The sequence below is a fragment of the candidate division WOR-3 bacterium genome, from assembly GCA_039801905.1.
Lineage (GTDB): Bacteria > Hydrothermota > Tepidihabitantia > Tepidihabitantales > JBDRVQ01 > JBDRVQ01.
Window position 1 is genome coordinate 1 of sequence record JBDRVQ010000039.1, and the last position, 15,355, is coordinate 15,355.

The 15,355-nt window shown below is 41.1% G+C and carries 11 protein-coding genes; all 11 read right to left on the bottom strand.

The features are described from left to right. Positions 1–224, bottom strand: a 224-nt coding sequence (locus ABIL00_07205; GenBank protein ID MEO0110544.1) for a 4-(cytidine 5'-diphospho)-2-C-methyl-D-erythritol kinase, incomplete at its 3' end; no start/stop codon positions are given. Beyond that, positions 221–2,671, bottom strand: a complete 2,451-nt coding sequence (locus ABIL00_07210; GenBank protein ID MEO0110545.1) for a prolyl oligopeptidase family serine peptidase — start codon at positions 2,669–2,671, stop codon at positions 221–223. The genes ABIL00_07205 and ABIL00_07210, both read right to left, overlap by 4 nt. Then, on the bottom strand, positions 2,661–3,113 hold the full coding sequence (locus ABIL00_07215; protein MEO0110546.1) for a DUF192 domain-containing protein: 453 nt from the start codon (positions 3,111–3,113) through the stop codon (positions 2,661–2,663). The genes ABIL00_07210 and ABIL00_07215 overlap by 11 nt, the downstream gene beginning before the upstream one ends. Further along, the gene (gene glyS, locus ABIL00_07220) at positions 3,110–5,176 is read right to left on the bottom strand and encodes a glycine--tRNA ligase subunit beta (GenBank protein MEO0110547.1); all 2,067 of its coding nucleotides are present in this window, start codon (positions 5,174–5,176) and stop codon (positions 3,110–3,112) included. The genes ABIL00_07215 and glyS overlap by 4 nt, the downstream gene beginning before the upstream one ends. A gap of 744 nt (positions 5,177–5,920) precedes the next feature. After that, entirely contained in the window at positions 5,921–6,199 is a 279-nt protein-coding gene (locus ABIL00_07225) for a FlgD immunoglobulin-like domain containing protein (GenBank protein ID MEO0110548.1), read from the bottom strand. A gap of 224 nt (positions 6,200–6,423) precedes the next feature. Then, complete coding sequence (locus ABIL00_07230) at positions 6,424–9,945, bottom strand: hypothetical protein (protein ID MEO0110549.1); 3,522 nt, start codon at positions 9,943–9,945, stop codon at positions 6,424–6,426. A gap of 51 nt (positions 9,946–9,996) precedes the next feature. After that, on the bottom strand, positions 9,997–11,595 hold the full coding sequence (locus ABIL00_07235; protein ID MEO0110550.1) for an SBBP repeat-containing protein: 1,599 nt from the start codon (positions 11,593–11,595) through the stop codon (positions 9,997–9,999). Continuing rightward, positions 11,585–11,758 carry a hypothetical protein gene (locus ABIL00_07240; protein MEO0110551.1) on the bottom strand — a complete coding sequence of 58 codons (174 nt, stop codon included), beginning with the start codon at positions 11,756–11,758 and terminating at the stop codon, positions 11,585–11,587. The genes ABIL00_07235 and ABIL00_07240 overlap by 11 nt, the downstream gene beginning before the upstream one ends. After that, complete coding sequence (locus ABIL00_07245) at positions 11,755–12,048, bottom strand: hypothetical protein (GenBank protein ID MEO0110552.1); 294 nt, start codon at positions 12,046–12,048, stop codon at positions 11,755–11,757. The genes ABIL00_07240 and ABIL00_07245 overlap by 4 nt, the downstream gene beginning before the upstream one ends. A gap of 346 nt (positions 12,049–12,394) precedes the next feature. Then, positions 12,395–13,060, bottom strand: a complete 666-nt coding sequence (locus tag ABIL00_07250) for a PQQ-binding-like beta-propeller repeat protein (GenBank protein ID MEO0110553.1) — start codon at positions 13,058–13,060, stop codon at positions 12,395–12,397. A 68-nt stretch (positions 13,061–13,128) separates the two neighbouring features. Beyond that, positions 13,129–14,757, bottom strand: coding sequence for a T9SS type A sorting domain-containing protein (locus ABIL00_07255; GenBank protein MEO0110554.1), 1,629 nt, complete (start codon positions 14,755–14,757; stop codon positions 13,129–13,131). Between the last annotated feature and the right edge of the window lie 598 nt (positions 14,758–15,355).

Genomic DNA, 15,355 nt, shown 5'->3' on the forward strand with positions numbered 1-15,355 from the left:
AAGCGAGAGACCGCCCGATACATGAGATTATTTCTCACCTGAGGGATATCCGGATTGTCAGCAAAAATCTTTATCCCCCTTCCTTTTAAGGAGATAGTAATTCGGTCAAAGAGATTGATGGCAACGAAGATTGTTTCAATATTATGATAACCGTCTTCTCTTTTTTCTTTAACTAAAAGACCAAGGTTCAATTTTGCTGGCGAGAGAAGGGAGATTTCTTTCATTTAATAAAATAGTCCCCACCCTCTAACCCCCAATTCTTACTAAAAAAACCACCAGAGACTACTCCCCCCCAACCTTTCTTTTCTACTTCGGTTGAGAAGATAAGAAAATCGGGTAAGCCAGCCGAAGAATAAAGGGTGGAGAAGAAGGTGGAAATTTTTAGCGCCTTTAAGGTTGTCCCCCCAGCGATTAAAATAAATCTCTCCTTTTTTTGTGGATTGGGATAGAGATAACGATAGGCGAAATCACCAGAAAACCTCCGTTGCCCAAAAAAGAGATTTCCTTTCTCCTCTCTAATCGGTAATTTCTCTTTCATCCTCTCCGCAAGATAGTTTGCCTCCGGGCCACCAAAGATTATGAGATTATACCTCGCCATCTCCTTCTCCCCGACCAAAGTATCCGGAAGCAATTGACATCGCCCATTCCCAATTCGCCACCAGAGAAATGCCTCCCTCTTTGCCTGATGATAGGTAATTTGGGCAAAGGAATCGGACTTTGTGCCGTAGACCAAAAGGAAAGGGGAAAAGTAGGCTTTCCGCATCGGACCCCTTAAAATTGATGGACAATTATTGGTTAGAGAAAAAACTTTTCCTCTCTTCTCAAAGATTAAATTGGGCTTAAATCTTACCTTTTGTTCTTTGCCATCAATCTTTATAAATTGAAAAGAGGGGTTAGGAGGCAGATTGATAGCAAACCTTTCAATATTCTCCGTTCTTATTTCAATCGTCTCCCCTTTCATCTTCCCTTCAATCTTTCCGAGTAAATGGTCTTTTGTCAGTTCTAAAACTTTTAGCCAATACGCCTGATTACTAATATCCAAATCGGATGTCTTAAAGATAACCTTTTTGGGCAATGGGTCTCTTATCTCTTTTTGGAAAAAGTCCATTATCTCCGGGTCATCAACACAAATAATCCCCTCATCCAGATGATACCAATGCCTTTTACCCGGGACTTCCTTGTAATAATATCGGTAGCCGAGATTATTAAGATAGGAAGTAAACAATCGAGCGAATAAAGCCGGTACATTATCATCCCGGGCGCCGTGAAAGATGAAGATGGGTAGGTTTAGGGCGTTCTCTAAAAAATTGAGCGGTTGGTCAACTTTTAAGACCCGATTCCTAAAAGCAAGAATTGACGGTTCGGCAAAAATCTCGGAGCGTTGGAAAGTCCAAGGAACATAAAGTTGATGGGAGGGCCAGCCAGCACCTGGGGCGAGAGCGGCAAAAAGGGAAGGGTAAAGAAGGCCAATATGCCAGACACCATGCCCACCCATAGAATGGCCAGTTAAATAGATCCGGTTGGTATCAATCGGGTAATTATCTTTTACATAACGAATCACCTCCAGAGCGTCAATCCTTCCCCAATCCTGCCAGTCAAAACCGAATGGCCGCCGATTAGTCGGACAAACGATAAATGCCCAATCCTTTTGGGAATAACTACTTGCCTGACCGGTCGCTTCCACTCCGGCACCGTGCAGACTGACAATTAAAGAGTATCTCTTATCTGGTTGGAAATCCTTTGGGAAACGGAGGGCAAAATATTGAACCGAAGAATCAATCCGAGAGATAAAGGTTATCTTCTGAACCTCATCCCTCTTTTTAACATCTAAATAGAAAGTATCCAAAAGAGAAAAATCTTCTCCGGTTAGACTTAAATAGATAGGGAATAGACTTTCCCCTTCTGAAACCTTTGCCTCAAATTCGATCGGCACCTTCTCAATCATCTGGGGCGGAAGGGTCCGGGAAATTTCCTTCTCCTCCACCCCTTTCCCAAACACCTTTAAGATTACTTGATAACCCTTCCTCTCGGTATTCAAAATTGGTATGCCCACCAAAACCCGATTCTCCCCGGGAGAAAGGGTTGGTGTCGTAAGGTCATTTTTTATTAAAAGGACCGGCTTGGAGGAAGGCAATAGGGCAAAGCGGAAGCGGTGGGGTGGGAAGCCAGAGACCTTCAAAAGGATAGAGTTTTTCCCTTCTTTTAAGGTTACCGGAATCCGGACAAAGTCGTGACCATAAGGGTCGCCCGGATAACCAATGCCGTTGAGATAAAATGAGGCCCGCTCCGCCATCACCAAAGCGCGGCATTCTTCGGGGATAAAAACTTCGGTGTAGAAATAGGTAAGGGATTGGATTAAGGCAAAGCCATAAAAATCAATCAAAGTATCCCAGAGAATCTCTTCGTAATCTACCTTAACCCAACCCAAAGAATCCTTTGCCACCTTGCGCCACCGGACAATTCCACTCTCGGGAAATATTGAATAGTAAACTCTCGTTGTCTCCAAAGAATACTTTATCTCTTCCTCATCAATTCCGGTTATCCCTTCCCTTGGGGCAACGGAAAAAGGACCTAAATAGTACCAAGTATCAGGAATGATCGTATCTTTTAAGGAGGGAAGCGCATAAAAAAGAAAGGGAAGAAGGGTAAAGAAGAGAAGTTTATTTTTCATCGCCAAAGAAAACCGTATCTCCCTTTTTTATCCCTTTTTCTTGGAAAAACCCTTGGTTCACCTCCAGGGCATAAAGGAAAGGCAAGTTTGGCTTGTGAAGAATTGGGGAGAATGGTTCCATTGATTGAATATCAACTATCACCTGATTTTTATCAATGAAGGCAATATCCAAAGGAATTTTCGTATCAACCATCCAGAAGGGATATATCCCCTCCTCTTCAAAGATAAAGAGCATCCCGGAATTTTTTGGTAGGGAGTCGCGATACTTTAAACCCAAAACCCTCTCCTCTTCATTTTTTGCCATCTCTACCTTCATCTCTATCCCTTTTATCTTTATGGTTAAAAATTTAGTCTCTTTCTTTTCTACCTTTGGACTTTTTGGCGCACAAGCAATAAAAAGAAAAGTCGTAAAGAAGAGAATTGGCTTTCTTATTCGGCTCACTTCTCCTCGCCTTCTAAGACCAAAAGAGAGAAGTCACAAAAGGAGTAAAATAGGGATTTGATATAAGAGAAGAGGGCAAGTCGATTTCTTCGTAATTCCGCATCTTCGGTCATCACCAGTACCTCATCAAAGACCTTATCAATAGCCTCCCGTAAGGTGAGAAGGAGTTCTAAGGTCTCTAAGTAGCGGCGTTCTTTCAAAGAATTTTTCAATCTCTCCTCTAAACCCTTCCCCTTCTCAAAAAGAACTTTCTCCGGCTCTTCCCGCAAAAGGTCGGGGTTAACGATTTCGGAATAGGCAATCCCTTTCCTTTCCGCTTCTCGTAAGATATTCTTTGCCCTTTTCTGCCCAATCACCAGCGTCCGAAACTCCTCTTTTCTTTCCTCCCGAAATCTCGTTAAGGCTTCAGCCCGCATCTCCAAATCATAGGGGACCAAAGGAGAAAGGGAAATAAGGGAATCGGCGATATCATAGCGATAACCCTTTTCCATAAGAAATAGTTTCACCCTTTCTCCGAAGAACCTTAAAATTTTTTCTTTTAGGGAAAGGTCAGTAGAAGAAAACTCCCCTAAAAGGAATTCAATTGGCTCGTCAACGGATAGGAATAGATGATGGGAAGAAAAAATCTCCAGAATTGTATCCGCCATCCTTTTTAGACCGAAGGGGTCGTAAGAACCGGTTGGTATCTCCCCTTTTAAGAAGGAGGCGACGATATTGTCAAAACGGTCAGCCAAAGCCAATAAAGCCCCTTCCTTCGTCTTAGGAATTGGGAGATACTGCTCACCAATCGCCTGAAAGACAACTTCCTTTTCCCCAGCCATCTGGGCATAGATTCCGCCCATAATCCCCTGCAGGGAGGTCAATTCCTTCTCCCGAACGATATTCGTCAAGAGGTCGGCTTTGGAGAGAAGAGTTGCCTTTTGCAACCCCTCCCGGTCAATCTCCGGATAATAACTACCCAACTTCTCCACTAGTTTTTTCATCCTTTCGGTCTTATCATAAAGCGTTCCTAAACCCTCAATCCAAATCACCTTCTTCTCTTCTAAAAGGAAATTTTCTAAACCCTTTTTTAGGTCTTCGTTAAAGAAAAACTCCGCATCCGCCAGTCTACTCTCCGCACTATTCTCATACCATTTCTTCACTTCCGATTTTTTCCCCAATGGGTTATTGAGAAACACGATAAAATAGGGCAAAAGGTTATCACCCTGCCCAATGGAAAGAGCCCGCAAATGCTTTTTTAAAACCGTAGTGATAACCGGCTTTGGTAAACTGAGATACCTCTCAGCAAAATTGACTAAAATGGGAACGGGAAATTCCAAGGTATTGGTAATCTCATCTAAGAGTTCGGAGTCGGCTAAAATCTCACCCTTCACCTTCTTGGCTAAACTATTTGCCTTATTAAGCACCGATTTTCTTCTCTCTTCATAAGAAGGGATCACTTTATATTTTTTTAATACCCTTTCGTAGTCCTTAGCATCTTTCAAAACAACTCTCTTCTTAAAATTTTTATTCCCATAAGTAAAATTTCCGACCCGAATGTTGGGAAAGGGAAATCTTAAAATAGAACCATTAAAGACCGAGCAAATCCAGCGGATGGGCCGGGCAAAGGCAACCCCACTTTCTGCCCAACGCATCCTTTTGGGAAATGGTATTTCGGTAATTAAAGAAGGTAAGAGAGATGAGAGAATCAAATTGGTCTTCTCTCCCCCCTTCTTCTTCCTAATAAAGAGATATTCTCCCTTTGGAGTCTCCCGCCAATAATATTCCTTTGCCTTATTGGCTAAAAGAAAACCCTTTCCCTGAGAAGTGAGGGAACCATCTTCCGTTAAGGCAACTTTTTTGGGCGGCCCGATAACCTCCTCTTCCCATACCTCTTGTCTCTCTTTTATCCCTTTCACCAAAATAGCCATTCGGCAGGGAGTAAAAAATGATTTTATCTCTTTGTAACCAATTTTATTCTCTAATAATAGTTTCTTAAAAGAATTAACCAGAAATTCGGTTGCTGGTGATAAATAAGAGGCTGGAATCTCTTCGGTCCCAATTTCCAAAAGAAAGTTTGGCATCTTTCCATTTTAATAAAAAAACGACCTCTGTCAAGGAAACGGTTTTCATCAAAAATATCTCACTACCCCTCAAAGTATTACCATGATTGCTCGGAAATAAATTCCGAGAAGGACTTCCTTTTACCCTCCCAATTAGACCTTCGGTTAAACTAAGAGGTATTAGTATTTAGGTTTACCTTATTCTTGTTTAAGTTATTATAAATTAAAGACTTATAGGAAAGGAGGAAATTTAGTGTCCAATTTTGGGGGGTATTTCCGTATTTATTATAGAGGGCTAATATGACCTTAAATATTAAGGATTTTACCTTTTTGGGTGTTATAAATAATAAGGGCTTATTAAGTGATGGGGTTCTAATCCCAGCCCTTATAAGTGAGACAACGCTTTCGGAGGTGTCATCGCCATAGAATAACCTAAGATAAAAAAGAATGGAATTAAGTCGTCAGACTTTTATAGAGCAGGAGGGGATTTCCTTTATAAAAAGTGGGGGGCGATATAGGGGATGGTATCGGGAGCGTAATTGAGGGTCTAATCCCGAACCTAACCGAAGGCATAATAGGATACCTAATCAGAGATTTAATGGGAGGCATAATCCCGAGCCTAATAGAGGATGTAATGGAAGGTGTAACCGGGGGCGTAATAGAGAGCCTAATAGAGGGCGTAATCCTGGGTCTAATAGAGAATGTAATAGAAGGTCTAATCCCAAGCCTAATCAGGGGTTTAATCCGAAGCCTAATAGAGAAAGCCTACCGGATTAGGACTATCTTCTTAATATCCTTAAAGTCCTCCGCCCAAAGCCGATAGAAATAGACCCCTTGGGGTAAATCCCTCTCTTTATCGTCTTTACCATCCCATTTTAAGTTGTAATTCCCAGGCTTTAACCTCTCCCTAATTAAACTCTTAACCTTTCTCCCTGAGGCATCATAGATTAAAAGTGAGACAAAGGTCTCTTTGGGAATAGCAAAAGAGATACTGGTCAAGCCCTTAAATGGGTTCGGTCTATTCTGGTATAAAACCGGTCGCAAAATCTTCCCTCCTTTAAGAGTTTGACCACCACCTTGTAAAGATTCCGGAATGAAAATCTCATAAACCTTTAAGTCAGCAATTAGGGCATAACTACCAATGATTCTTTCAATCTCCTTCTTAATCGCTAAATCACTCTCATAGGTCTCCTTCGGCAGAATAATATTTTAGGGAAGGTTGTAAATTAAAGAAGAGGAACTATAATCACAGGAGAATTCACCATAATTTATAACCCCGTCCCGATTTTACAATAGGTTGAAGGAAGGGAATCACCAATTATTGGGGAGAGATAGGGGGTTTGGGGAATTGAAGATGAGGTGTGAGTATACCTTTTGAATCTCACCTCATATAAGGTATCAGGGATGAGCGTCTCGGTCCAGATGGCATTGATAATAAAATCGGAACTAACGGTCCCATCATCAGAAACATTTGGTGGCTCAACTGCGATATGGGGATATTTTGAAGAGTTATCGGTCTCACTAATATTTACCAAAGAACCTTTAATCCAGGCGATACTCTCATAATTTAGGGAATCAATTTTCTCCTGCCAGGCAAAGACATCAGGGGTTGAAATAACTGGATAATCAGACTCTTTATTTGGGCTTTGACTTAAGTTTTCAATCCCAGACCAACCCGGTGGCCAAATGGGAAGAGAGACATCACCCAGATTTTTTATTCTTCTGTAAATCTCACCCGGCTCACCTTCTTTCCAGGCACAAATCACATCTTCACCAAAAGCCTCAAACACCGGATTTTCCGATATCACTTCTGGGGACTCTGAGATATTATAAATCTCGGACCAAGAAAGTTCATTAGTTGAATCCTTTTCACCAAACCGGTAATAGATTTCATCTTCTTTTTCCCAGACGATATGAATAATATCACCGGGAGTTATGGCAATTGAAGGTGATTTCAGACCAATACCATCCGCAACCTCTTCGGGCTCTCCCCCAATATCCTCATTCACATTAAAGAGAGATAGGTAAATTTTTGCTGTTCCCTCTGAGAGGTTCTTTATCGGGAAAACACAGTAAGAATAATTAGCGAATTCTGGCAGATAGGTTTGGGCAATTACCGGTGGACCAGGTTTTATATTGCCATCACTGCCGAAAATGACCGTAGTATGCCAGGTATTATCCGAAAGCAAGGTCTTACAGAAAATTGTATCATTTTTCAGATAACTAATTCTCGGCATTCCAGAATTATCAAGGCAAAGAGATGGATAAGAACCAGAGTCCACTTCTAAAACTTTTTCCCAGGTCTCACCTTTATCCAAAGATTTCGCATAAATAATACTTCCACCAGCATCATAGACCATATGCAAATTCCCATTTCCCGGCTCAATTGTTAAAAGTTCTCCCTGATTCGGGAAAGTCACCTTGTCGCAATATACATAAGAAGGATAGGGCAACTGCCTATCAACGAACGAGAGGAAGTAGGTGTTGTTTCTCTCAAGGGAGTGATACATTCTTAATATCAAATAATAAGGGCGAATGGGTTGACTACTGCCGCTGGGCAAAGTTATAATTCCGTAGGGAAAAGATGCAGAATTAGGTAAAGAGGTTTGCCTCATCTGCCACCGATTATTTCCTGTTCGGTAAAAGTAAAGTAGCGTATTTCCTCTATTAAAATCGGTAACCATAACATCCAGCAAGCCATATTTTAAGAATTTCGGGTTATACTCACCGGATACCTCAAAAATCATTTCCGAAGTGTCAGGGAAGTTATAGCCGGTTATGCTTCGGTCACATTTTACCAACCAAACACCGGCATTCGGTTCGGTTATGCATAAATATAATTTCCCATCTTGGGCAAAGGCAGAAATATTGCTGCCCCAATACCACTCGGTTTGAGGAACTGGGAGGGTTTCAAAATTTGGCGAATCCGGACGCTTTAAGTATATTTTTACATAATCACACATTGAACAGGGATTATCGTTGATGTACTCACCAGCCGCTAGTATTAAAACCCTATTTCCTTCCCTGATTGTTGAAACTCTGCCTCGAAGATTGTTATTCGCGAGGTCACCAAGTTTAAATGGTCTTCCGGATGGGTCAATTCTATAAATGCCGGGAGGAGGGTATATTGAAGTTATAACACTGTCACTTTTTATGAGTAAGGCAAAATAAAAAGAATCTGAAGGGCCGATGGCAAAAGAAAAGGATGGAACAGAAGGTGGTGAGTAATGTTGATTTGGTCGTTGGTGAGGGTTTCCAATTACCCGAATAATCTCGCGTGTCGTCCAACTTCCTCCACTTTTATATGAGTGGTAGAACTTCATCTGGTAATAACCGTGCCCTTCATCGGTTCCTACCCAATTCCAATTATCTCGGAAAACAATATGTGGCCTTCCCTGATTATCTAATGCTATGGTAGGAGAAAAACCTTCTCCTATTATTTCTTGTGGGTTCCAACACTCTCCATAGTTGCTTGAATACTGATAGATTATCTTTGGTCCATCGGTTTCTGCTTCATAAGTTAGATGAATTCTCTGACTTTCTTGAAGCACCTTTTGTTGGTTATTATAAGCAGTAAGCGAAGATTGAGATCTAAATATACGAACATGACCTTTTGGTTTCAAGAACGGGTCACCAAGAAGTGTCATTCCAAAAAACCAATCAATTTCAATCGGCGTAAAACCTCCTTGAGCAATCTCCTTGAACCAAGTTAAAAAAGCTTCGCCCATCGTCTTTCCCTGGGAGAGTGGCTGATAAAATTGAGAAGAATATATCATACTCCCCGTTTTTGTTGAACCCACAGCACCAACGCAATAATTCTGATTAAAAACCGCTCTTCCTCCACCATAACGAGGCACAGTGTATTTGCAAAACTGACAGGCGAAGAAATTATAAAAATTTACGGGAGGATTTAAGGTGGTGTATTCAATACCATAAAAGTCATCGCGCTGTGTATGATTAAAAAACCAAAATATGTGCCCGCCTGACGAACTGTGGGCAAAGACTGATACCCAGGCTCGGGGTATGTTAAGCCTCTGGCGATAATCTGATGCTCTCGTAATTTCCGGGTCTATAACTAAAAGTGTGTCAGAATAAAGCAACGCAACAGGTCCCCAGAGGCCTGGATAGTTAACCCAATCATCGTCCACATAGACGAGAGCACTCGGTGGCTGACAGATTAAACTGTCCCGATAGAGAAAGTCTTTTTGTAGATAAATTTTCAAACTAGCGGAAGCATAATCAGGGGTCAAAATTGGGGGCATCAATCTTCCAATATAAATCTCTGGTTCAACATTACCGTAAAGGGTATCGTATCTCATATCCCCGTTTCTATCCAACCAAGTGCCATCTAATTCCATATAGAAAAGATCAATTGGCCAACTTTCTCCTGTTCCTCTTTGAAACCAAGCGATAGGGAGGTCGCCGATAAGAAGTGCCCCTTTTATTAAGTAAACATTATAAAGGCTCCACAAGAAGTTTCTGAAATCCTCGGGCATACCACCCCACCATCTATAACTTAAAACCGTATAACCCTCCAACCAAAGCCTTAGGACAAGTTCTCCTACTTCGTTCTGAATTGCGGGATAAATATTCCCTTCGGTAATAATCGCCATAGTCCCACATCCTTTCTCGCATTCGTTTTCTAATTTTTCAATAAATTTAACTTCATAATGATCGCTATAGGGATGTTCAGAAATCCACTCCTCAAAGGTTTGAGGTTCTTTTCCCTCAGGGTCAAACCATCTGGTCATTGGTATAGAATCAAAAGGGTCGGCATAGATGAGTGACAATTGTCCGCAATGTAATGCATATAAAAATAGTTCTTAACATAAGAACCTCCCTTATTTAACAATAACTAACTTTTTATTTATATCTCCCGACTTATCCCTTCTTAAAATAAAATAAATTCCAGAAGAGACATCTTCCCTTTTTGTTAACCTACCTTGACAATTAAAAATCTTACCTTTTGGGATTAAGGTTAGTTTCTTTTGAATAATTCCCCTATGTAAATTATCCCCTCTCTTATTTTTATATTCCTCAACTCCTGGTCCGAAAGGCGGATATTTTACGGTGCAATAATCATAACTGGTATTTAATCCCCTACTTCTACCTGTGACATAAACATTGCCTCGCTCATCTAAGGCGATGGCAGATGCCTCATCATCCCCCGGACCGCCATACCGGGCAACCCACTCTTCCCCTCCGGAGGGATTATATTTAATTGTTAAATAATCATAATTTGTCTGGAACAAAGCACTCCTTCCCGTAACATACACATTTCCTAAGTCGTCAGTTACTAATCCAAAACTACCGTCACCCAGGGAATCACTGTCATAAAATTTCACCCAATACCTATATCCGCTGGAATCGTACATTTCTGTTTTATAATTTTCGGTGGTATGCCACCCAATATAACTACCCGTGAGATAGATTTTCCCATCTTGGCTAACACTCATTGCCCGCAGTATATCACCACTCGCTCCGGCTTCTGATTTAACTACCCATCTCTCTTCGCCAGGAGAATTATATTTGATAAGCGTAAAGGTGAGAAAATCCATAAAGCCACTAAGTCCAGCAACATAAACATTATTAAAACTATCTACTCCAACCCCTAGCGCCTCATCATTATAGAAGTTAAGAGTATCGTCAAATCTCCTAACCCAAATCAGATTTCCCAATGAGTCATATTTTACTGTCGCGAAGTCTCCTTTCGTCTCTAAACCATAACTCATTCCCGCTATATAAATATTCCCTTCCTTATCAACCGCTACGGAATTACTTTTATCAGTGCTATCACCAGGTCCATTATACATCCTCACCCACCTTTCATTTCCCTCTTTATCATATTTAATCAAGAGATAATCATAACCAGTTCCCCAATTATAACTAAAGCCCGTAATATAAATGTTATTTTGTAAATCTATAACCATCTTTGTTGGCTCATCGTGATGATTACTCAATCCGTTATTATATCTTTTTATCCACAAAATATCACCCGAAGGGCTATATTTTATCGTCAGAATATCCCGATAACCATGTTCATCCTCACTCCATCCCGTTACATAGATATTCCCCTCACTGTCAACTTCTAATGATTTCGGTTCACTGTTCCCTATTCCTTCATACCTCCCTGTCCATAAGGTTTCCCCATTAGTAGAGTTATATTTAATTGTGAGATAACCCTTTTTATTGGTTAACCCATAACTATACCCGGTGACATATAAATCCTCTCCCCGGTCAACCTTCAATTCAATAGCACAATCATCAGAATTTGCCTCACCATTATAATACGCCACCCAAATCTGAGGATAAAGAGAGGTGGGGAAATAAGATAATAGAGAAAAAAGCAAAATCTCCGTAACTACTTTTAGCTCCTTTCCTTTCGGAATTATTTTCAAAGGGCAACGGAAAATTCTCTTCACGCCCTCCTTAGAACTCATACTTAAGTATACTGCCAAGTGAATTTTTTGTCAATACCAAAATCTCACCCTCTCTTTCCCAGACGATATGAATAATATCACCGGGAGTTATGGCAATTGAAGGTGATTTCAGACCAATACCATCCGCAACCTCTTCGGGCTCTCCCCCAATATCCTCATTCACATTAAAGAGAGATAGGTAAATTTTGCTGTTCCCTCTGAGAGGTTCTTTATCGGGAAAACACAGTAAGAATAATTAGCGAATTCTGGCAGATAGGTTTGGGCAATTACCGGTGGACCAGGTTTTATATTGCCATCACTGCCGAAAATGACCGTAGTATGCCAGGTATTATCCGAAAGCAAGGTCTTACAGAAAATTGTATCATTTTTCAGATAACTAATTCTCGGCATTCCAGAATTATCAAGGCAAAGAGATGGATAAGAACCAGAATCAACCTCCAAAATCGTCTCCAAGTGATTCCTTGATTTGTAGACCTCCCATAAGTGATGGTAGTATCGGCGTTAAGTAAAACCAAATGTGAATTTCCATTTTTAGAGTCAAACACGAGATGTTTACACTGGTTAGGCGCTGTTGCCCATTTACAATTACCATACTTATGTCGTGAAGGTGGAAAGGATTGGAGGAGTCCGGTATTATTCACATCGTGACGGAATTTAGGCCAAGTGGAGTTGGCAAGCCCTCCCGATGCCCCCGTATCTTGAATCGCATAAACAGCACCATCACCCGAACCAATGATTATTAAACCAGCCGGGCCAATCGTTGGCGAACCCCAAATACCACCAATTGTACATCGCCATTTCAGTGTTCCATCAGGATTGAAGGCAAGAAGAGAAAAGGAGTATCTAATGCTCCGATATAGATCGTTCCGTCAGAACCAACCGCTGGAGAAGAGTAAATCCATGTGCCGACACCATAAGCCCATTTTAATGTCCCATCAGGATTAAAGGCATAAAAATAACCGTCTAAACTCATAATATAAATTGTGCTGTCAGGAGCAATCGCTGGTGCGGAACAGAGGTGGTGATAATTAGTTTTGAATTTCCATTTTAATGTACCGTCGGGGTTCAAGGCATAAAGACAACTATCATAGGAGCCGCAATAGATTGTACCATCAGGACCAATTCCGGGTGAGGCAAGATAAACCTTGTTCCCGGTTTTATAGCGCCATTTCAATTGACCATCAGGCTTCAATGCGTAGATGAAGCAATCATTTGAGCCAAAGTAGATTGTGCCATCTCGTCCAACCGCCGGCGTAGACCATATATGATGGGGTGGATTATTGGGAGTTCCACAATAGCGCCACCTTAATGTGCCATCTAAATTTAGGGCATAAAGGTAACCATCTGATGAGCCGATGTAGATTGTGCTATTGACCAGGGTGTGACTTATCGCTGGGGAAGACCTAATTAAATCCCCAGTTTGGTAGCGCCACCTGCTAACTTGTCCGGATAGGCTTATCGTCAAAAAATGCCTATTAAGGGCACTACCGGAATTATTCGCTCTCCTCTCTTTTACTCATAAACACCTCCTTTTTAACGGAGTTTTATAATCTTTTTCCTCAATTGTTTTTCCTTTCCCGAAGAGAGGGAAAGGAAATAGATGCCCGGTTTTAATTTTCTTATCTTATCGCCATTAATTAAAAGATGGGTTTTGGAGATATCCGAAGTTATCTCTTCTTCCAAAACCGAACTGCCCAAAAGATTGTAAAGAATAACTTTCAAGGGTCCTTTCCCGTCATCGGGAATAAAATTGAATTCCAAAACTAATTCATTACTAAAAAATGTTGGCACTATTAAATCTTTTGGTTTTCCCTTCACCATTGACTTATCATCTGTTATACCAGTGAATGGTTCAAAACTTATTATGGTAAAATAATGAAAGTTCTCAGCATCTTCCGTCGTTCCTGCCGCATATGTGTTGCCATCAACATCGCAAGCAATAGAAGAGGCACCGTCATCCTCATTCGCAGTCCCATTATAGAGATAAACCCATCGTTCCTCACCACTCGGAGTTAAACTTATCACTGTAAAATCTTCATAAGTGCCGATGCCCTCACTCTCGCCAGCGGCATAAATATTTCCATCCCGACCATAGACAATAGCCAGAGCTTCATCACTCATATTTCTTGTCCCATTATAACGGTAGACCCAGCGCTCCTCACCGCTTTCGGCAAGGCTAATGACCATAAAATCTTCCGAACCGGGACTATTTCCGGCCGCGTAGATATTACCGTCTAACCCATAAATTACAGCATTCGCCCACTGCGTGAAAGGTTGGGGGAAGGTATCAGGGGCTTTGTAGACCCAACGCTCCTCACCATTATTGGTTAAACTTATCACTGTGAAATCACCATAAGTGCCGCTACTCTGAGTTACCCCTGCTACATAGATATTACCATCTGAACCATAGGCAATGGAGCGGGCTTCCTCCGCGAAGATTGTGGGACCGCTATAGGAATAGACCCAACGCTCCATTCCACTATTAGTAACACTTATCACTCCAAAATCGGTTCGGGTATTTCTATTCCAGATAATCCCTGCCGCGTAGATATTGTTATCCAAACCATAAACAAGAGAATAGGCAACATCTATACTATTTGCTGTTCCATTATACCGGTAGGCCCAACGCTCCTCACCACTAGTGGTGAGACTTATAATGATTAAATCGCCATGAGTGCCAAACTCATCACTACTCCCCGCAGCATAGATATTGCCGTCTAAACCATAAACAATGGAAAAAGCAACATCCGTATTGTTTGCTGTTCCATTATACCGGTAGACCCAACGCTCCTCACCATTTCTGGTCAAACTTATAACAGTAAAATCCTCATAAGTACCTTCGCCAGTAGTAAATCCCGCAGCATAGATATTGCCATCTAAACCATAGACGAGAGAGTAAACCTGGTCTGTGCTATCCCCCGGTCCATTGTATCGGTAGACCCATCTTTCCTCACCGGCATTGGTAAGACTTAAAATAAAAAAGTCGTCGTAAAAGTAGTTGTAACCCCCCGCGTAGATATTACTATCTAAACCGCAGACGATATCCGTAAAACGATACCAGTAAGATGTTGTTCCTTCATATCGGTAAATCCATCTCACATTCTGAGCAAAAAAGGAAATTGGTGATAGGGTGATGATGAGAGTTATAAAAATTCCTCTCACTAAGGACGCATTAGTAAAAAATAGACCTCCCTTCCTCAAAAAGAAATTCCCCAAAAAGTTTCTTCCGCTCATAATAAATCATAATAAATTATACTGCTAAATGAAATTTTATCAAGCAGACGAAAACACTTCATACCTTCTTCCTTTCCCGTCGCCTTTATTTGGCTCCCGTTACCTCATTGGGAAGAAGATGCGAGACCAATCGGTGGAGAAATATTCACTTACTTAGCGATTGTTTTGCTCTCGGAGAGGAGGATGTTCCGGGTTGGAAGTGAGCAATCGCTTCTCTTACCATTATTTTTAGATTTACCTCTTGGGCATTTAGCTCAATAAAGATAAAGAGTGCGTCTTAAAAATTTTCCCAAAAAATTTGATAAAATCTCTGAGTAATGCCACCTCTTACCAATGGTAAGATTTTATTTTGATCAAAGAGGTAATTAAAGCTAACGCCAAAAATTATCACTCCGCATCAAAAAGAAGAAAACAGAAATTCTTAATGAATTAGTTCAAATAACTAATCTCCATCGAAAGTATCTTATAACCCTCCTCAATGGCACCGGTAAGGTAATTTATACCAAAGATGGAACCAAACTAGTAG